Genomic DNA, 19,321 nt, shown 5'->3' with positions numbered 1-19,321 from the left:
CGCCTGGTCGCTGCGCGCTGTGGCGCTATGTCTTCGGCGGTCCTGCCGTCGAGCCGCGCTTGACCAGCGTGTACTTCATCACCTGATGCACGCCGGGTGCGGTGTCGCCCTTGCGGCGTTGACGGACCGCGTCGGCCAGCAGTGACACAGCAGCGCGCCCCATCGCGGTGACGGGTTGATGCACGGTGGTGAGTTCTGGCCAGATGGTGGTGGCCACCGGCGTATCGTCGAAGCCGGCGATGGAGACATCTTCGGGCACGCGCAAGCCCAGTCCGTGTGCGACCGCCACCGCTGCGGCCGCCATGTCGTCGTTGCTGCAGAAGATCGCGGTGGGTGGTTGCGGCTGCGCCAACAGGCTGCGCGCGGCGAGTAACCCGGAGTGATAGGTGAACAGGCCCTCGGCGATCAAACCCTCTGCGACCGACACGCCGGCAGCGTGCAGGCTGTCGAGATAGCCATTGGCGCGCAGCGCGCTCGGGGTGTGTTTCGGGTCGCCTTTGATCAACGCGATGCGACGATGCCCGAGCTCGATCAGGTGGTCGACGATGGCGCGTGCAGCCTGGTAGTCGTCGATCCGCACCGAGCTGATTTGCGCCATCGGTGCGCCGCTGGCCACCGCCACGACCGGAATGCCGCGCGCATCGAGTTCGGTGATGGTCTGGCGCGAGTCGCACAGCGGCGGCGGCAGGATCACCCCATCGACCCCGGCTGCGAGCAGACGCTCGGTGGCCGCACGCTGGCTGCGGATGGCACCGCACTTTTCCACCATGACCTGGCTGCCGGTGAGGCTGCTTTGCTCGAGCAGGCCGAGCATGAATTGATTGAGATATGCCGCGCTCGGGTTGCTATACAGCACGCCGATACGCAGCAGCCCGCTGGTGCGCAACGAACGGCCGGCCAGATTGGGCCGGTAGCCCAATGCCTGTACCGAGGCCTCCACGCGCGCGCGCATCGCTTCGCCCACATGCGGGTGACGGTTGATCACACGCGAAGCGGTCATCGGCGAGACGCCGGCGTGTTTGGCGACATCCAACAACGTCGCCGCATTGTTCGCACTGCGTTGCCGCTTGGCCACCATTGTGTGTGCTCATCCTGGAGTAAGAGCGACTGCGCGCGCTACCGGTTCGACGTGTAAAGCGACCACGGAAAGCAACCGACCAATCACCTTGTTCAGTACCGGCGAAGGCTGCAGGTCGCGCGGAAGACACCGCGCGCAGTGGCAGCCGCTTCATCGCAACTGCGCACTCGCCAGACGAACGCGCCGATTTGCGCAAGCAGCAGCGCCAGGCATTGTGCAATTCCTGCATGCGCCTGGCGCACGAAGATCGGCGAAGCACTGCCAGATCCAGCATTCGGCGCATGCGCCGCGTCGTCCTCGCCACTCACTCGCTCGGCGGTTGCACGCTCTTCGCGCGGCTGCCGAAATCGCCATCGGCTTCTGCGGCGAGATACGCGAACACGGTGTAGGCGGCCACGTTCTGCGCGAGCGCCTTGGGGTCGATCTTGTCCAGCGTGTCGTCGGCGGTGTGGTGCAGGTCGAAGTAGTCGGTGCCATCCTGCGCCAGCCACCCCCAGGCGCCACCCTTGGCGGAAATCGGCCCGACATCCGGCCCGGGGCCACCCTTGCCCGGTTCATACGCGATGCCCAATGGTGCCAGCACCTCGGCAATCTGCTTGGTCGCTGCACGCGAGTCTTCCGGTGCGGCCGCACCGGTGTTGAACGCATAGATGCGCCCGGCGCCGAAGTCGCTTTCCGCGCCGATCTGGTGCAGTGCCATGTCCTTGGCATCGGTGCCGTGCGCGGCGGCATACGCCTTGCCGCCATACAGCCCCTGCTCTTCGTTGGCGAAGGCCACCACACGGATGCTGCGCTTGGGTGGCTGCTTGAGTTGGCCGATCAGGTGGCCTGCCGCCATGGTGATCGCCACGCCGGCGCCGTCGTCGATGGCGCCGGTGCCCAGATCCCACGAATCCAGATGCCCGCCGATCACCACCACTTCCTTGGGCTTGCTGCGCCCGGTGATCTCGCCGATCACGTTGTATGAGGTCGCCGTGCCGTCCCAGCCGCAATCCAGCGTCAGGCGCAGGCGCGTGCTGCCCAGCGCGGTGAGCCGCGCGAGCTGGTTTGCATCGGGCACCGACAGCGCTGCAGCCGGCACCGGGGTCAGGCCCTCATCGAAACGGGTGATGCCGGTATGCGGCACGCGGTGCGAATCGGTACCGGCCGAGCGCATGACAAATCCCACTGCACCCTTGCGTATCGCTTCGGACGGCCCCTTGCTGCGCACGGCGCCGCCATTGCCGTAATCCTTGCCGTCGCGCGCCTTGACCATCTGGTAATCGACGAATGCGATCTTGCCGGCCAGCGAGCCGGCTGGCGCGGCCTGCAACGCAGCCAACGTATCGAAACGCACCACCTCGCCCTCGACGGTGCCGCCCGGGCTGCCGCCCAATGCGGTGATGGTCAGCGGCTGCGCATGCGCACCGAGCACGGCAGCGTGTTCGCTGCGACGCTCCCATTTGGGAAAGGTCACCGGCTCGGTCCATACCTTGTCGAAACCCAGCGAAGCGAATTTCGCCTTGGCCCAGGCCACCGCACGCGGGTCTGCTTCGCCACCGGCAATACGCGGGCCCACTTCGGTGGTCAACGATTGGACCACCGCAAAGCCGGTGCTGTCGGCCAGCGCCTGCTCGCGCAACTGCGCTGCGGTACGCAATGCGCTGTCGGGGATGCTGGTCTGCGCGGCGAGCGCGCAGGAGCAGGCGAGTAGGGCAGAGATGGCAACAGCGAGACGACGCATGCAGGGCGGCTCCAACGACAAGGGGACCCCGAGCTTATCAGCGCAAGGTCCCCCGTCTGCGTGCGAAAGGTCATTCTTCTTCGCGAAGTTGCGCCCCAAGATGCATCAGTTGGTTGTGCCCGCTTACAGCGCGCCCGGCGGCTTGAGCGTGTCGTTCTTGAGCGCGTCGCGAATCTCGCGCAGCAACAGCACTTCTTCGCTCGGGCCCTTCGGGGCATCGGGCTTGCGATGGGTCACGCGGTTGATCAACTTGACCACCAGGAAGATCGCGAAGGCGATGATCAGGAACTGCACGACGGTGTTGATGAAATCGCCGTAGCCAATGGCAACGGCCGGGATTTCCTTGCCGGTGGCATCGACGCCGGCCGGCTTGAGTACCCACGCCAGGCGCGAAAAATCCACATTGCCGATGGCCCAACCGATCGGCGGCATGATGATTTTCTCCACCAGCGCGGTGACGATCTTGCCGAACGCCGCACCGATGACCACACCGACCGCCAGGTCGATGACATTGCCGCGCATTGCGAATTGCTTGAATTCGCTGACCATTCCCATAGTGCACTCCAACTGCGGTCGCGGACCAACTGCCGCAGCCCGATCGTAGCTGCCCCGATGTCAGCCGGCGATGATGCCGTGGCGCTCGGCGACGTTCTCCAGGCGCGCACTGAACTGGTCGCCCGGCAGCAACGGGCCGACGCCGGCCGGCGTGCCCATGAAGATCAGATCGCCCGCGCGCAGTGCATAGAGTTTGGACAACTCGTGCAGGATCTCCGGCACGTTCCAGATCATTTGATCCAGCAACGACTGCTGCCGCACCTGGCCATTGACCTCCAGCGACAGATTCAGCGCCTCCAGCGCGCCGACTTCGCCGGCATGCACCAGCTCGCTGATCGGCGCGGAGTGATCGAAGCCCTTTGCGATATCCCACGGCAGGCCCTTGGCCTTGGCAGCGGCCTGCAGATCGCGACGGGTCAGATCCAGGCCCACGCCGTAGCCGTAGATCAACACTTCTGCCTGTTCCACCGGCAACTCGCCGGCCGGCGCATCGCTGCCCAGCGCCACCACCAGTTCCACCTCATGGTGCAGTTCCTTGGTGCCGGGCGGGTAGGGAATGTGGTCGCCGTGGCCGACCACGATGGCATCGGCAGGCTTCATGAAAAAGGTCGGCTGGCCACGCTCGGCCTTGGAGGCGGGTGCGGTGGCGCCCATCTCGCGCGCATGGTCGGCAAAGTTGCGCCCCACGCAGTAGATGCGGTGCACCGGGAAACTGCCGCCGCCCACCACTGGAATGCGCGGAACATCGGCGGCGGGAATCACATCGTGGGTCATGCACGCATCCTCAACATACGGGCACACGAGTCTAGCGGCTTGCCTGTGTACGACGGAACCGTGACGCTTGCATCCAGTGCACGACACGGCGGGGCTGGCAGCGCTGCAAGGCGTCAGACAGCTGCATCGACGCGTGAATGGCCACGGGGACAACCAGACGATTGCGGACCCACCACAGACCCTGCAGCGCGCCGCCGGCATTCGATGCGAGCGCATTGCGCATTGATGCGGTGTCGACCAAAAGTGCGCGCAGGGCGATGAACTGGTGCTCGATGCAGCGATGTGCGTCTGACCCATCAGTGCAGCGCGCCACCCGGCGCTGTGGCACTGCCCAACGCGCGGCAAGCCAGCGCACGCCACGTGTGGCTTGCTGGAATCAAATCATCATCGATGCGGGCGTCGACCACACCCCGGCACCTGCTGCGCAGGCAAGCCGGCGGTGCAGCGATGCAGTCAGCCAGGTGTCAGTGCGACAACGGCAATGCGGGCTTGCGCACCACGTGGTACTCGGCCTCGACCACGCGTGCCTGCTGCGGCGTGCGGCGGTTCGACTTGCTCAACAGCTTCCAGGCAATGCCGCCCAGGATCATTGCTGCGCCAACGAACACGCTGAAGAAGATCAGCACCGCAAGGATCACCAGGCCAGCCAGGCCGGCGGCAACGCGCACCAATGGGTGACGCGGCTTGCGCGGCGCAAACAGGTGATGGAAGTTGCCGAATTGGAAGATACGAGCGGGCATGGCGGTGGGCTGCCGGGCAGGAAACGAGCGCGCAGTATCGTTGCGGTTTTATGTCATTGAGTGAAAAGTTCGTTAATTGACGCAGCGATTTGCGAAGGCGATCACGTGCGGCATGCATGGATGGCGGCTCATAAGGCCGGTTGTGTCCGGTTGTCTGAGGAATCGCGTCGTCCGCGCTCACCCGGGGGCTGCCTGAGGCTGCCAGTGCTGCCCGGCTCGCATGCCACAATCCAGGCCTCACCGCCCATCGTTTCCGGTCGCCTGCATGTCGTTGCCATCGCCCACCACGCTTGCCACGTTGACGCAGATTCCCGATGCCGGGTTTCTGGAAGTCGAAGCACTCCTGGATAGCGGTACCGAATCGCTGGTGCTGTATCGCGAAGGCGCCCAGGTCCGTGCCTGGTTGAACATCTGCCCGCATGCGGGCCGCCGGCTGGACTGGGCGCCGGGGCAGTTCCTCAAGACCAAGGAAGGGCAATTGGTCTGCGCCGCGCACGGCGCGGCCTTCGAACTCAGTGGTGGCGAGTGCATCAGCGGGCCGTGTCGCGGCCAATCGCTGTTTGCGGTGCCGGTGCGGGTCGACAATGAGCAGGTGCTGCTGGGGTAAGCGCCAGGGAACGATTGCTGAGGACGCTTTGTCAGCCGCCCGAAGAGCGCAACGCTGGATTAGCGCGCCGCCCACCAGAACATCAGGTTGATCATCGACACCATCACCACGATGTAGATCAGCGACAGCGGTGCGCCCACGCGCCACAACTCGCGCGGTTGATAATTGGCGGGGCCGGCCACCATCGAGATCACCGGGTTGGACGCGGTCATCAGATTGTTGGACGCCGACAACGCCACGATCAGCGCGAACGCGGTCGGGTTGCCGTTTGCGGCCAGCGCCAGATTCACCGCAATCGGCACCATCACGATGGTCGCACCCACATGGCTGATCACCAGCGAGAAGGCGGTGGTCAATAACGCCAGGCTGATTTCCAGCGCCCACACCGGGACGCCTTCGGGCAGGCGGTCGATGGTGTGGCCGGCCACCCATGCCGCGGTGCCGCTGCTGTCCATGGCCCAGCCCAGCGGAATCAGCCCGGCCATCATGAAGATGGTTTTCCAGTTGATCGATGCGTAGGCCTCGTCCATGCGCAGCACGCCGCTGACCAGCATGCAGGCCACGCCGGTCATCAGCGTCAGTGCCACCGGCAGGCGCGACGTCAGCGCAATCAGGATGGTAAAGGCGAAGATCGCCATCGCGATCTTGAACTTGTGCGGGCGCTGCTCGCCTTTGGGGAAGTCGGTCACCGGCACGAAATCGCGGCTTTCCGCCGCCTGCACCAGGTCCTGCCAGATGCTGTGGAAGACCAGCATGTCGCCGGCGCGCAGCGGCACGTTGCGCACGTCTTCGCGGATGACCTGCTTGTCGCGGTTGATCGCCAGCAGGCTGATGCCGGCCTGCTTGCGCAGGCGCAATTCGCCGGCGCTCTTGCCGATCAACCGGGAGTTCGGCGGAATCAATGCTTCGGAAATGCCGGCCAGGCTGGGATTGAACAAATCGCCCAGGTTGCGCAGGCGCGAGGACATGCGCAGGAACTGGTTTTGCGCAAAGTCGGCCACTTCCTGGCGCGGGCCCATCGCGCCGAGCACGCTGCCGACCCAGATACGCATATCGGCCGGCGGTGCCAGACGGGTGTCGTTACCGGTCTTGAGCGCAAGCAGCAACGGTGCATCGTGCAGGGCTTCGGCCTCGCCCAGGGTCATACCCACCAGCGGGCTCTCGGCAGTGACGGTCAGCTCGAACACATCGCCGTCGATGCCGTAGGTCTTGGCGAAATAGCTTTCGGTGCGCGAGGGCGTCACGCCTTCGTTGATCAGGCGTTCTTCTTCGATCAGCTTGCGGTCGCCGTAGAAGCGGAAGTACAGCAGTGCGGCGATCAGCAGCGCCACGCCGATCGGCAGCGGCGCGAACATCGTCAGCGGCTCGATGCTGGCCATACCCGAGGGCAGGTTGTTGTTGGCCGAGACCAGCAGGTCGTTGAGCAGGATCAGCGGCGAATTGCCCACCATGGTGAGCGCGCCGCCCATCACGATGGCAGCGGCGATCGGCAGCAACATGCGCTGCAAGGTGAGCCCGGTGCGTGCGGCCAGGCGCGAGGCGACCGGCAGGTACAACGCCATCACCGACGGGTTCTGCATGAACGAGGAGTTCAAGCCGGAGATGGCCAGCGTCATCATCATCAGGCGCTGCTCGCTGCCGTGCGAACGCCGCAACAACCAGGTGGCCAACCGGTTCAACGCACCGGTGCGCTCCAGCCCCGCGCCCAGGATGGTGGTGGCGATGATGCTCATCACCGCATTACCGGAGAAACCACCGAACAGTTCCTCCGGCGCCACCAGCCCGGTGACGCCCAACACCACCAGCACGATCAAGGCCACCACGTCGGCGCGGATGCGCTCGAACAAAAACATCGCCATCGTGAAACCGACCAGCCCGAGGACGAGCTTCATGTCGTTGGTCAGCGTCAGCGCGGTGTCCATTGGGGGCCGGGAATGGGGAGTCGGGAATGGGGAATTGGCAGAGCGAAAATTGCGGGCGCTGTGGTTTATCCGGGCAACGCGGGCAGTTGCCCTTGCGATTCCCGATTCCCGATTCCCGATTCGCGGTCATACAGCAAATCCCACACGCCGTGTCCAAGCTTCTGGCCGCGCGTCTCGAAGTGGGTTTGCGGGCGCCAGGCCGGGCGTTCGACGTGGCCACGCGGGCCGGCGCGATTGACCAGGCCTGGGGTGGCATCGAGTACGTCCCACATCTGTTCGGCGTAATCGGCCCAGTCGGTGGCCGCGTGCAGGCGGCCGCCCTCGCCCAGCTTGCGCACCAGCAACTGCGCGAACGCCGGCTGGATCAGGCGACGCTTGTTATGCCGCTTCTTGTGCCAGGGGTCCGGAAAGTAGATGCGCACTTCGTCCAGTGCGCCATCGGCGATCTCGTGTTCCAGCACTTCCACCGCATCGTGGTGATACAGGCGCACATGCGTGCTGCCGTCTTCCTCCAGCGCGTTGAGCAGGCGGCCCACGCCGGGGGCATGCACCTCGATGCCGATGTAGTCGCGGCTCGGATCCTGCTGCGCGGCAAAGCGCAATGCAGCGCCATTGCCGAAGCCGATTTCCAGCACTTTGGGCGCATCGCGTCCGAAGGTGGCGGCCAGATCGCGCGGCGCGCCGGTGTAGTCCAGCCCGAAGCGAGGCCACAGGTCGTCGAAGGCGCGCTGCTGCGCGGGGGTGAAACGGCCCTGGCGCAACACGAAGCTGCGCACCTGGCGGCGCCCCTCTTCGATGGTGAAGGGCTTGGGCGGCATCTTGGCGCCGTCGCTGGTAAACGGGTCGGTCATGAAAGGTCGGTCACGTCAGCAAACACATGCTCCGCACCTGCGCGATAACCGCATCGCGCCCATGCAGGAGCTGGAAAAGCCCCTCTCCCACCGGGGCGAGGAGGCGCGGTTTGCGCGCCATGGGCGCGCGTGCCTGGGAGCTCGCAACGCAGGCGTGGGCCGGGGCGCGGAGCAGGGGCTGGGGAAAGGGTACGGACGAGCGGCGTCGGATCCGACCACGCCCATCGTCGAGCGGCCACTGCCTGGCGGTTGCGCAATGCAGACGGTCGAACGCACGGCGCGCCAGCAGACCACCCACTCATCCAATCACACCATCCACCGGGCTCGACGCCGAGGCATAGCGCTTGCGCGGAATCCGCCCGGCCAGAAACGCCTCGCGGCCGGCTTCGATCGCCTTGCGCATCGCGCTGGCCATCAGGATCGGATCGCGCGCGCCGGCAATGGCGGTGTTCATCAGCACGCCGTCGCAGCCCAGCTCCATGGCAATTGCCGCATCCGAGGCGGTGCCCACGCCGGCATCGACGATGATCGGCACCTTGGCGTTTTCGATGATTTCCAACAGGTTGTACTTGTTCTGGATGCCCAGCCCCGAGCCGATCGGCGCGGCCAGCGGCATCACCGCCACGCAGCCGATCTCTTCCAGCCGCTTGGCCAGGATCGGGTCGTCGGAGGTGTAGACCATCACCTCGAAACCATCGGCAACCAGTTGTTCGGCAGCCTTGAGCGTCTGCACCACGTCCGGGTACAGCGTGCGCTCGTCACCCAGCACTTCCAGCTTGGTGAGGTTGTGGCCATCCAGCAATTCGCGCGCCAGCCGGCAAGTGCGTACCGCATCTTCGGCGGTGTAGCAGCCGGCGGTGTTGGGCAGCAGCGTGTAGCGATCCGGCGGCAGCACATCCAGCAGGCTGGGCGCGTTGGGGTCCTGGCCGATGTTCACCCGGCGAATGGCGACGGTGACGATTTCGGCCGCGGCGGCTTCGGTGGCCAGGCGGGTCTCGTCCAGGTCCTTGAACTTGCCGGTGCCGGTAAGCAGGCGCGAACGGTAGTGTTTGCCGGCGATGACCAGCGCATCAGAGGGGGCGGGATTCGTCATGCCGCAATTATCACCGATCGGGCGCGGATGCGCCGGCTTGCGCGGCGCATCAGCCGCCGCCCAGCGCATGCACGATTTCCACCACATCGCCCTCGCGCAGTAAGTGATCTGCATGCCGTCCGCGCGGCACGATTTCGCTATTGACCTCTACCGCAACGCGGCGTTGTGCTAGGCCTTCCTGCTCCAGCAGGGTGGCCAGCGGCAAATTGTCCGGAAGCGCGCGCGGGGTGCCGTTGAGTTGGATGTTCATGTCATCATTGTTGCATCGCGTGCCGCTCCGGCGCGCGTTTTTGCGTTATGCGGCAATGCAGCGTGAGCGCGGGCGGCGAGGGTGAAACCATGTGCCATTCGCCAGCGTACGTATGCACGCCGGCCCGGTCCCACTCACTCAAGCAGGCATTCCGATGGCTTCAACACTTCGCCCGATCCGCTCCCTGATGGCTATGGCCATCGCTATCGCGGCCGCCCCGGCCATGGCCGAGTCGGCCTTCGACCAGACCGTGTTCTTCGGCGACAGCCTCACCGACAGCGGTTATTACAACCCGCTGCTGCCGGCCGCTTCGCGCGCGGTCACCGGCAAGTTCACCACCAACCCGGGTTGGGTGTGGGCCGAATATGTCGGCGACCATTTCGGCACCAATGCCGCGCCCAACGGCAACGGCCAGACCGGCGACAACTACGCTGCCGGCGGTGCGCGCATCCAGGCCAGCTCGGTCAGCGCGCTCGGCGCTGCACCGTCGGTAACCAGCCAGATCAACACCTACCTCACCGCCAATGGCGGCCGCGCCAACCCCAATGCGCTGTACACCGTGTGGGGCGGCGCCAACGACCTGCTCGCCGCGTCGCTCGCCCCGGCACAGGCGCAGGCCATCATCGGCAGCGCGGTGACCGCCCAGGTCGGTGCCGTGGCCACCTTGCAGAATGCCGGCGCGCGTTACGTCATGGTGCCGACCATTCCGGACGTCGGCCTCACCCCGCGCTTCCGCGCCGGCGGCGCCGTGGGAATGGCGCAAGGCACCGCTGCGGCCACCGCCTACAACACCGCCTTGTTCAATGGCCTGCAGTCCGCCGGCCTGCGCGTGATTCCGGTCGACACCTTCCACATGCTGCAGGAAATCGTCGCCAACCCGGGCACCTATGGCTTCAGCAATGTCACCAGTACCGCCTGCAACCCGGCCGTGCCGCTGCCTGCCTGTAACCCGACCAGCCTGGTCGCCGCCAATGCGCAGAACACCTATGTGTTCGCCGATGGCATTCACCCGACCACGGCAGTGCACCAGATCCTGGGCGAATACGCCATCTCGTTGCTGGAAGCGCCGCGTCTGCAGCAGGTGCTGACGCATTCGGCGCAGGCCGGCGGCCGCGCGCGCGCCGACCAGGTGGCCTGGCATCTGGACGGCAAGCCGGACGCCGATGGCATGCGTTGGTGGGGCAGCGTGCGTGGCGACATGCAGCGCTACGACCACGCCGACCTGTATGACGGCATGGCGCCGGCCGGCTTGTTCGGCGTGGATTGGACTGCAGGCGACCTGGTGTTCGGTGGCTTTGCCGGTTTCGGCCGCATGGACGCCGACTTCGGCAACCGCAACGGCAGCTTCAAGCAGGACGACACCACGCTGGGCGGCTTCTTCGGCTGGTATACCGGCCCGGTGTGGGTCAATGCCCAGGTCAGCTACAGCTGGCTGAGCTACGACGTGGACCGCGAAGTCCAGCTTGGGCCAGCGACCCGCGTGCACAGCGGCTCCCCCGACGGCAGCAACCTTACCGCCGCCCTCAACGCCGGGTATTCGCTGGGCGAAGGCAACCTCAAGTACGGCCCGGTGGCCGGCTTGACCTGGCAGAAGATCAAGCTCGACGGCTATACGGAAAGCAACGACAGCGCCACCGCGCTGGGCTACGCCAACCAGGACATCGATTCGCTGGTCGGCCGAGTCGGCTTCCAGGTGCGTCTGGACGGTGCCATGGTCAAGCCGTACCTGCAGGCAACCTACGACCACGAGTTCAAGGACGGCGGCGAAGCCAGCGCCTGGCTGCAGTCGATGCCGGAAGTGGGCATGTACACCGTCCCGGGGCAGAACTTCGATCGCAATTACGCCACCGTCGTGCTGGGTGCCCGTACCGGGCTGTGGGGCCTGCAGAGCAACATCGGCCTGAGCACCACCACGGCCCAGCGCAGCGCCCGCGATGCCACCTTGTTCGTGAACTTCAGCGGCAACTTCTGAGGCGCGGTAGGCCGCAGTTGGCTCACACGCAACACACGAGGGCCGGGCAACCGGCCCTCGTCTTATCGGCGCACATTGCGCCGGACACCTGCACCCGCATAAACTCTGCCAGCGCCATGCGGGCGTAGCTCAATGGTAGAGCTGTAGCTTCCCAAGCTACTGACGTGGGTTCGATTCCCATCGCCCGCTCCAGAGCTTCAGTCAAGTCTTTAAGTGGTTGACTTGGTTAGATATTTCGGCCGATTGATGATTCCGAGCGATGCCCCTTGAGGTATCAATCGAGGTATCAATCTTGCCCAAGCCTTTGATGATGTCGCGCTCGGCTGGCCTGTATGCGCGCTTCTTTGTCCCTACCGATCTCCGAGCCTCGATTGGCTCGCGTTACCTTGTCCGATCGCTGGGAAACCGTCGTGGTGACCACGCCAGGCTGGCGGCGGCCACGATGGGAATGGCACTATCGATGCCATGCGGAAAGGGATGACCGTGGATCTGGAAGAACTGCTGGAAAAGGTTCGCAATGGGGACATTAAAGAGCTGACCTTGAAAGATGTGACGCTGCCGGACGGCACGCGCATCGCGCAGGCGCAGTTGGACAATCCTGCTGATGCCGTGATCTTCGGAGACCTGATGGTGCGGGCGCGGCAGACAGAGCCCACCGAGGTCATGGCGGCAAGGGTGGCCAAGCGTCGTCAGCAGTTGCTCGAGGGCAGTCAGCGCATCTCCGGCGGTGCCCCGAAGGCGCTGATGCTGTCCAAAGCGATGGCCGATCATTTGAGGGACTTGGCCGGCGCCCGTCTGCATCAAAAGACCGTGCTCGAAAGCCGTCACACCCTGCGCCTGTTTGTCGGGATCATTGGGAAGGACGTGCCCGTGGCTTCGCTGACCCAGGATCACGTGCGGGCCTTTTTTGAAGGCGTGCGCTATTGGCCGTCGAATGCGACCAAGCGGCCGGCCTACCGAGACTTGTCGGTGCCTGAGGTCATCAAGCTGGCGAAGAAGAACGACGAACCAGAGCCGGCTGCGTGGACGATGGCCAAGCACCGGCAACGGCTGAGCGTCTTCCTGGTGTCGCTGGTCGAGGGCAAACACCTAGCGGTGAATCCGTTGGCGGGCATCCGAGCGATTTCCACGCCGGACTCGGAAGATACCGGCTCACCGTTTACCGATGCCGAGTTGAAGGCCATCTTTGACCCGGTGGAGTTCCCCAAGTGGGCGTCGAAATACCCCCATCGATGGTTTGGGCCGATCCTGGGGCTCTACTCGGGCGCTCGCGTTAACGAGATCGCGCAGCTCCGGCTGGAGGACATCGATACCATCGACGGGGTGCACGGCTTCTTCGTCCGGAAGCTCGGGAAGAAGCAGAGCATCAAGAACAAGCACAGCCGGCGGTTCATTCCGCTGGCTCAGCCGGTGATCGATTGCGGCTTCCTGACCTACGTGGAAGAGGCCCGGCAAGCAGGGGTCGAGCGGTTGTTCCCAGACCTGCCTAACTCGACAGGGCTGGGCTACGGCCGGCAGCTGAGCCGCCAGTTCTCCGTCTATATCAAGCGGCAGGGGGTGTCGGAGAAGGGGCAGGGGTTCCACGGGTTCCGCCATACCATCGCATCAAAGCTGGATGAAGCGGGAGTGTCGGCTTCGGCGATTGGGGCGCTCACTGGGCATGGGACCGGGCAAACGGTGTTGGAGAAGTTTTACATTGACCGGCGGAGCCTGCCTGACCGGGTGGCTACGCTTGCTAGGTTCAGTCCGCTACTGTCCCTTCCTGTTTACAGTTCTGGAAAGTTTGCGGACAACTTGAAATAGTTAGTTATGGAGTCTAGCCAGCAGCGGTTGAGCTGGTCGCGTATGAACTCCGTAAGCTCCCCAGCCTGACAGACACCGCATAAGTGGATATTTCTGGCATCGTTACCTCAGCCAGGAGGTTCTATGCGCACCTCAAAGTTCACCGAGACGCAGATCGTCGCGACGCTCAAGCAGGCCGACGCCGGCGTGCCGGTCAAGGACGTCTGTCGCCAGGTCGGTATCAGCACAGCGACGTACTACCAGTGGAAGAGTAAGTACGGAGGCCTGGAGGCTTCGGAGCTGCGGCGGGTCAAGGAGCTTGAGTCGGAGAACGCCAAGCTCAAGCGGATGTACGCCGAGTTGGCGCTCGACAATGCGGCCATGAAGGATCTCATCGCAAAAAAACTCTAGGGCCGGCGCGCAAGCGCGAGGCCGTGCGGTACCTGATCGAGGTACACGCGCGGCCGCTGCGTCGGTCCTGTGCATGCGTCGGGCTTGCACGTGCGGCGTGGTATGCGCCACCGCTCGACTGGACAGTACGCGATGCCGAGTTGATCGCGGCGATCGCACGTGTCGTCGAAGACCGCCCCAGTCGCGGCTTTTGGAAATGCAGCGACGTACTGCGCAGGACGCGACCTGACTGGAACCCGAAGCGAATCTATCGCGTGTACAAGGCCATGCGGCTCAACCTGCGCCGCGCTGCGAAGCGGCGGCTTCCCAAGCGCGAGCGTGTCGCGCTGTATGTCCCAAGGTTGCCTGATACCGTCTGGTCGGTCGACTTCATGAGCGACGCTCTGGCGTGCGGCCGACGCTTCCGCACCTTCAACGTGGTCGACGACTTCAACCGCGAGGTGCTCCACATCGAGGTGGATACGTCGATCAACTCGCATCGTCTGGTGCGCGTGTTCGAGCAGATCAAGCACGATCATGGCCTGCCGCAGGTCGTGCGTTCCGACAACGGACCAGAGTTTCTGGGCGACGCATTTACCAGCTGGCTGAAGGTCAATGGCGTGGCGATCCAGTACATCCAGCCCGGCAAGCCGAACCAGAACGCCTTCATCGAACGTTTCAACCGCACCTTCCGGGAAGAAGTGCTCGACCAGCACCTCTTCACCCGCCTCGACGATATCCGCGAAGCTACCCATTGGTGGATGATCGATTACAACGAACAGCGGCCCCATGACGCGCTCGGCGGCCTAAGGAAGGTCTGAACAACGCGATCGGAGGATGTGGTAAGCCATATCGGTCGCGGTGACCGCGCTCAGATCCTCGGTTTTTCGCCGTTTTTGGCGCTTTTTCGGGGTATCGTCCCGATTACGGGCGCACCTACCCCGCGGCGGTAATGAACTCTTTGCGCTTCAGCCACAGATTCGACAGCGCAAACAGCATCAGCATCTGTGCGGTGTTCTTCGCCAAACCGCGATAGCGCACCTTGACGTAGCCAAACTGGCGCTTGATCACCCGAAACGGGTGTTCCACCTTTGCACGCAGGCTGGCTTTTGTGTGCTCCCAGCGCTTGGCCAACTTCAGTTCGCGCTTGTTCTTAATCTGCTTCAGCTTCGAGGGCTTCTCCGCGATCAGGTAGCGCAGTTTGCGCTTGCGCTTCATCTCCTCGCGTTTCTCAAGCCCGGTGTAGCCGCTGTCCGCGCACAGCGTGTCCTCCTTGCCGTGCAGCAGCTTGTGCGCTTGTGTGATATCGGCCACGTTGGCCGCCGTGCACTCCACGTGGTGCACCAGCCCGGAGTCATCGTCCACCCCGATGTGCGCCTTCATCCCGAAGTAGTACTGGTTGCCCTTCTTGGTTTGGTGCATCTCCGGATCGCGCTCGCCATCCTTGTTCTTGGTCGAGCTGGGCGCAGCGATGATCGTGGCGTCCACGATCGTCCCGCCGCGCAAGCTCTGCCCCTTGCGCGACAGGTGCGCGTTGACCCGATTGAACAGCTTGCGCGCCAAATCGTGCTGCTCCAACAGATGGCGGAAGTTGAGAATCGTCGTCTCGTCCGGCACCTCATCCAGCCCGCCGATCTTGGCGAAACGGCGCATCGACACCGTGTCGTACAGCGCTTCTTCCGCCGATGGATCGCTCAGTGCATACCACTGCTGCAAAAAGTGGATGCGCAGCATGGTCTCCAGCCGATACGGCTGTCGCCCCGGCTGCCCCGACTTCGGGTAGTGCGGCTCGATCAGCGCCAGCAGGTCCTTCCACGGCACGACCTGGTCCATCTCGGCCAAGAACACCTCACGCCGCGTCCGCTTGCGCTTGCCGTTGTACTCCGCGTCGCCGAAGGTCAGCTGCATCGAAATCGTCTACTCGGGTCGTTGATCGATTGTGGCAGATCACGATGGATTGTTCAGAGTTTCCCTAACGCCGACCGAGTACCGCAACCAACACGCCAGAAGGTCTACTTTTGGACTGTCTGCTTGACGGGGGAGCTTACGGAACAGGCGGATCGCCTTGTCGGGATCGATGGTGTTGTCCTTCTTGGGCTTTCGGAATGCCTTCATCGGTGACACGTCGATGGTCTGTCCGTTGACCAAGTGGTTGAAGAAAGCGACGAGGAACCGGCGATGACGCTCCTCAGTGGCAGGCGCGAGCGGCGGCACATCCTGCTCCTTCCCCAGCGCGAGCGCTTCATCAAAGGAGAGGTCCTTCAGCAGCGGATCCGACAATAGGTTCCTTGGGGCCCAGCGCAGGAGCTTCCAGAGCGCTTGGATGTGGTAGTAGTCGACTCGAGCCGCAGAGATGTTGCCGCAGGTAAGAAGCAGAAGCTTCAACGTGCGCTCGGTGGACTGCACGGTCTTCGGGTCGAGCTGGCGGCGACGCATGTCCTCCAGATGATCTTCGATCTCCTTGACCAAGGGGCGCGAAGGCGTGCCCATGGGCAGTTGCGCTGGGTAGCGTGTGTTGTTCTTCAGGCCGCTCTTTCGTCCGGTTTCGTCGAGAGCGGCGAGGATGCATTCTTGGAGATTGATGGCGGCTTCCCGGCCTCGGATGATGGCGCGGTCGATGCGGAACCGGCCGATGTGGATGCCTTCCAACTGCAGGAGGCCAAACGGCGAGGCGATGTAATCGTTGAGTGTTGCGGCGGGGTTGCTGGTCATGGGTCACTTCCATCGAGAGATGGAAGTAGGGATAAAACAGGGCGCGAATTCGTCAATGGGGGCGATACAAAAATTTGCGGTGTAGACGAATACCTCAGTTGTTAGGGTCGCTCCGATGGGGTGCTTCCCGAATCCGCCAATTCGTTATCCGGCGAGAAGCCTTATAAACCAAGGGTTTCGAGGGAATTTGTGTCGATTTATCGCAGTCAATTGCGTACTGTTTGCAGTAAATAAGCTAACTAAATGAGTTTGGTGAGCAAATTTTAAAATGAATCTAAGTTAAATGTTAGCCTATTGTTGTTAGTCTGATTTATATTCAAAGCAGCGATATGCCTAGCTCGGAACTTTCTGACATCCGATGGGGCGCGACACCGATGGTGCGACGAATGCCAGAAGCGCAACCTGACCTTGCCGGACGTGGGACCCAATGGTCGCTCACCCTACAGGGCGCTTGAGCAGCGCCATCTCGGAACCTGAAGGGGCTGTCTTGCGTCGGCCGCGGCGTCTCAAACGGTGCATAGATTGATACGCACCTATGATCCAGCAGCCAGACGACTAGCCCGAGGTGGGTGGCGTGGCCACGCTGGGCTACATCGAGACTCTGGAGTCAGGCACAGCGGTGCACACACAAGATGTCGCGCCATGGCTCAAGCCTAGGCGCTCGCTTAAGTCAGCATTCCGTTCAGGATGCTTAGCGGTTGCTAAGAATTTGGGCAAGCATGTTGTAACACCTGCGTTACATGTGTAGGATGATGCACGTTGGACCCATGGCAAGAGCCGGCGGTGATGCTTGGTCGAGGTTGTAGGCTACATCCGCAGAGGGTCACTTCACTATCGACAAGTGGAGTAGTGACGCCAGCCCGCAAGGGCGCCGACGAACCGCCCGTAATGGTGACATTACGGCCTGCTAAGAAGGTTGCTTCGGCGTCACGGTCCAACGCGTTTAAGGGCTCCCACTTGGGAGCCCTTTGCGTAAGTGGGCTTATAGCCAGCGGTCACTACCGAATATGTTTCTGGCACAGATGTGCGGGCCAGCTCAATAATCACTTGGCCCGCGCGGAGTGAGAAGACCTCCAGACGCTCACCAAATTCGTAATAGATCGCTGTATTTGGCCTCAAAGCTTTCGCGACCATTTCACATACGAAAGCCATAGCTTCATCGTGACTAACAATGTGCGCGCAGTGCTCCCGCCAGATGTGTTGGAATCCGAATCCACGGTGCTTGCCGCGGTGCTCGCCGTATTTCAGGTGAATGGCGCCAGCGGGAAAAGGTGGACCGCTTTTGAAGTTTAGTTGCGGCACCAATCCGTAGACATCCGTTCCATTGCTGGGATGCAACAGTCGCTGCTCACGCGTCCATTCGATCGATTCGTTCAAGAAGTAGGCTTGTCTGCGGTCAATGAAGACAGCTGGCATGAAGGTGTTGGTAATGTTAGCACCGAGAGACCAGCCGCATTAGTCGTGTCTGCCTCGGCCGTTGCGAGATATTTTGTGGTGTAGTCGACGCTCACTCACACAAGGAGCAATGCATGTCCCAGACAGTGCAGGAGATAGCAAAAGATATTCTTGTCGCAGCGCTTGCCAAGACTAATTGCGGCATCGGTGCGGCAGGTCAGTCGGATGCGGCGGCCGAGTCAATTGCCAAGGCTTACAAGATCATCCACGCAGCTGTGAAGGAAGCAAAAGGCGGCGGGTCACTATCTGGCTCAATCTAGGCGAAGAACCCTGCTCCCATCCGGAGCGAAAATCCGGAACCCAGCGAAGCAGGCCTTATGGTCACCCAGCCTGCGGGAAGACCTGGGTCTCTTAGACATCCGAGTGCTGCACCACTTGGTCATCGTCGCCCAGAGGGGGCTATGCCCCCCCTGACTACCGGATTGGCCTGAGCCAAGGCGCTGGCGGTAAGCTGTCAAACCTCCCGACACTCGGATGTTGGCCATGGATATACCAAGGCAAGGAAGGCGCATCGCCAAAGCCCTTTCAGCAGGCGCGCTGTTGTTGGGAATGGCCGCATGCGCGCAATCGTCAAACGCCCATCAGGAGAAAGCCATGCAGGAACCGACCTCCGCTGACATTCGGCGCGAGCAGGACCGCGTCGCGGCACTTGTCGATGCTGCCGCCCCTGAGCGTTCGGCACCAATGATGACCTGGGACGGCTATCCCGCGCTGCAACCAGGGGCTGAACTCACCGCCGACCAACTGCTTAAACAAATCAAAGCGCTCGCCCAGTCCTTTCACGCTCAAGCAGACTCCGACCCCGCCAACGTGGAGCGCGTGTTGGGCATTGCGCTTCCTCCCGACGCCAAGCATGAGCGAAGAGGGGTGACAGGTGAGGTGGGACAGGGCACTTACGAGTGGGCCGTGTGGAAGGGGGCACCCAAGCTCCCCGGGCACCGGGTGGAACTGACCCTCACCCCGAACGCCTGTCTGGCCTACGACGCATTGAAAAAGCAAATGGAAGCCGACGGCTTCCGGGTGTATGTGCCAACCTTTGGCGACGACCAGCGCATCACGTTCGACAAGATCGTTGGTCCCTCGCTCGGGCTCTACATTGCCGTGACTCCTGACCATCGGGATGCGCCGACCTGCGTGACGGTCGTTGTCTTTGAAATGGAGCGCAGCGATGCTTGACCCTCGCATTGAGCGCATGCTCCAGGAGACCGAACAAGAATCGTCTCTGTCCGCAGGTGCAGCCAAGGACCTCCGCGAGGCAGTGGAGTCCTCTCCTTACCTAGTCGAGGTAATGACCAAAGCCATCGACAACGGCGACCTTGAGCACATCAAGTTCGCTCGCACACCCAACGAAGGCGGGCACTATGACCATGGCGAAAAGACGATCAGCGTCAACGCCGATGTATTGCAGCGACCTTCC

The 19,321-nt window shown here is 63.1% G+C and carries 17 protein-coding genes, 1 tRNA gene and 2 pseudogenes; 7 read left to right on the top strand and 13 right to left on the bottom strand.

Annotated features, from left to right (window positions below; genetic code table 11):
• Positions 1-25: 25 nt before the first annotated feature.
• The 6 genes from ACCQ03_RS16540 to ACCQ03_RS16515 all read right to left on the bottom strand — a co-directional run bounded on the left by ACCQ03_RS16540 (position 26) and on the right by ACCQ03_RS16515 (position 4,870).
• Positions 26-1,078 (bottom strand): LacI family DNA-binding transcriptional regulator, encoded by a 1,053-nt coding sequence (locus ACCQ03_RS16540; protein WP_150146810.1) that lies wholly within the window; start codon positions 1,076-1,078, stop codon positions 26-28.
• Positions 1,079-1,382: 304 nt separating this feature from the next.
• Positions 1,383-2,801, bottom strand: coding sequence for a M28 family peptidase (locus ACCQ03_RS16535; RefSeq protein WP_057679453.1), 1,419 nt, complete (start codon positions 2,799-2,801; stop codon positions 1,383-1,385).
• A 123-nt stretch (positions 2,802-2,924) separates the two neighbouring features.
• Entirely contained in the window at positions 2,925-3,356 is a 432-nt protein-coding gene (gene mscL / locus ACCQ03_RS16530; protein ID WP_003487203.1) for a large-conductance mechanosensitive channel protein MscL, read from the bottom strand.
• 60 nt (positions 3,357-3,416) lie between these two features.
• Positions 3,417-4,130 carry a fumarylacetoacetate hydrolase family protein gene (locus tag ACCQ03_RS16525; RefSeq protein ID WP_150146807.1) on the bottom strand — a complete coding sequence of 238 codons (714 nt, stop codon included), beginning with the start codon at positions 4,128-4,130 and terminating at the stop codon, positions 3,417-3,419.
• 31 nt (positions 4,131-4,161) lie between these two features.
• The gene (locus ACCQ03_RS16520; protein ID WP_057679455.1) at positions 4,162-4,485 is read right to left on the bottom strand and encodes a hypothetical protein; all 324 of its coding nucleotides are present in this window, start codon (positions 4,483-4,485) and stop codon (positions 4,162-4,164) included.
• Positions 4,486-4,594: 109 nt separating this feature from the next.
• Positions 4,595-4,870, bottom strand: a complete 276-nt coding sequence (locus tag ACCQ03_RS16515) for a hypothetical protein (protein ID WP_017155446.1) — start codon at positions 4,868-4,870, stop codon at positions 4,595-4,597.
• A 265-nt stretch (positions 4,871-5,135) separates the two neighbouring features.
• Here ACCQ03_RS16515 and ACCQ03_RS16510 point away from each other — a divergent pair, with 265 nt between their 5' ends.
• Positions 5,136-5,477 carry a Rieske (2Fe-2S) protein gene (locus ACCQ03_RS16510; protein WP_039573622.1) on the top strand — a complete coding sequence of 114 codons (342 nt, stop codon included), beginning with the start codon at positions 5,136-5,138 and terminating at the stop codon, positions 5,475-5,477.
• A gap of 59 nt (positions 5,478-5,536) precedes the next feature.
• Here ACCQ03_RS16510 and ACCQ03_RS16505 read toward each other — a convergent pair whose 3' ends face one another.
• The 4 genes from ACCQ03_RS16505 to thiS form a co-directional block, all read right to left on the bottom strand.
• Positions 5,537-7,399 carry an SLC13 family permease gene (locus ACCQ03_RS16505; RefSeq protein ID WP_057679456.1) on the bottom strand — a complete coding sequence of 621 codons (1,863 nt, stop codon included), beginning with the start codon at positions 7,397-7,399 and terminating at the stop codon, positions 5,537-5,539.
• 65 nt (positions 7,400-7,464) lie between these two features.
• A complete protein-coding gene (gene trmB, locus ACCQ03_RS16500) occupies positions 7,465-8,250 on the bottom strand; it encodes a tRNA (guanosine(46)-N7)-methyltransferase TrmB (RefSeq protein WP_057679457.1) in 786 nt (261 codons plus the stop codon).
• A gap of 298 nt (positions 8,251-8,548) precedes the next feature.
• Entirely contained in the window at positions 8,549-9,343 is a 795-nt protein-coding gene (locus ACCQ03_RS16495; RefSeq protein ID WP_033473827.1) for a thiazole synthase, read from the bottom strand.
• Positions 9,344-9,392: 49 nt separating this feature from the next.
• Entirely contained in the window at positions 9,393-9,593 is a 201-nt protein-coding gene (thiS, locus tag ACCQ03_RS16490) for a sulfur carrier protein ThiS (RefSeq protein WP_057679458.1), read from the bottom strand.
• 154 nt (positions 9,594-9,747) lie between these two features.
• Between thiS and ACCQ03_RS16485 the strand changes: the two genes are divergently transcribed.
• From ACCQ03_RS16485 to ACCQ03_RS16470, 4 genes and pseudogenes are all read left to right on the top strand, one after another.
• Positions 9,748-11,565, top strand: a complete 1,818-nt coding sequence (locus ACCQ03_RS16485; protein ID WP_504230205.1) for an autotransporter outer membrane beta-barrel domain-containing protein — start codon at positions 9,748-9,750, stop codon at positions 11,563-11,565.
• Between the two features lie 118 nt (positions 11,566-11,683).
• Positions 11,684-11,757 (top strand) — tRNA-Gly (locus ACCQ03_RS16480).
• A 67-nt stretch (positions 11,758-11,824) separates the two neighbouring features.
• Positions 11,825-13,368, top strand: a pseudogene (locus ACCQ03_RS16475) (site-specific integrase).
• 123 nt (positions 13,369-13,491) lie between these two features.
• A protein-coding gene (locus ACCQ03_RS16470) for an IS3 family transposase (RefSeq protein WP_244664304.1) occupies positions 13,492-14,558 on the top strand; the annotation gives its coding sequence in 2 pieces (ribosomal slippage) (positions 13,492-13,744 and positions 13,744-14,558; 1,068 coding nt in all).
• A gap of 115 nt (positions 14,559-14,673) precedes the next feature.
• Here ACCQ03_RS16470 and ACCQ03_RS16465 read toward each other — a convergent pair.
• From ACCQ03_RS16465 to ACCQ03_RS16455, 3 genes and pseudogenes are all read right to left on the bottom strand, one after another.
• Positions 14,674-15,645: an IS5 family transposase gene (locus ACCQ03_RS16465; protein ID WP_150147813.1), complete on the bottom strand. Its 972-nt coding sequence runs from the start codon at positions 15,643-15,645 to the stop codon at positions 14,674-14,676.
• A 141-nt stretch (positions 15,646-15,786) separates the two neighbouring features.
• Positions 15,787-16,449, bottom strand: a pseudogene (locus ACCQ03_RS16460) (integrase); the annotation flags it as partial.
• A 927-nt stretch (positions 16,450-17,376) separates the two neighbouring features.
• A complete protein-coding gene (locus ACCQ03_RS16455; protein WP_139790925.1) occupies positions 17,377-17,826 on the bottom strand; it encodes a hypothetical protein in 450 nt (149 codons plus the stop codon).
• Positions 17,827-17,978: 152 nt separating this feature from the next.
• Between ACCQ03_RS16455 and ACCQ03_RS16450 the strand changes: the two genes are divergently transcribed.
• On the top strand, positions 17,979-18,164 hold the full coding sequence (locus ACCQ03_RS16450; RefSeq protein ID WP_139790926.1) for a hypothetical protein: 186 nt from the start codon (positions 17,979-17,981) through the stop codon (positions 18,162-18,164).
• A gap of 223 nt (positions 18,165-18,387) precedes the next feature.
• Positions 18,388-19,080, top strand: coding sequence for a hypothetical protein (locus ACCQ03_RS16445; RefSeq protein WP_237377080.1), 693 nt, complete (start codon positions 18,388-18,390; stop codon positions 19,078-19,080).
• Positions 19,081-19,321 lie beyond the last annotated feature (241 nt).

Origin of the sequence: Xanthomonas sp. NCPPB 3569 (assembly GCF_041475645.2) — a bacterium.
Taxonomy (GTDB): domain Bacteria; phylum Pseudomonadota; class Gammaproteobacteria; order Xanthomonadales; family Xanthomonadaceae; genus Xanthomonas; species Xanthomonas phaseoli.
This window is presented reverse-complemented; position numbering and strand designations above follow the sequence as displayed.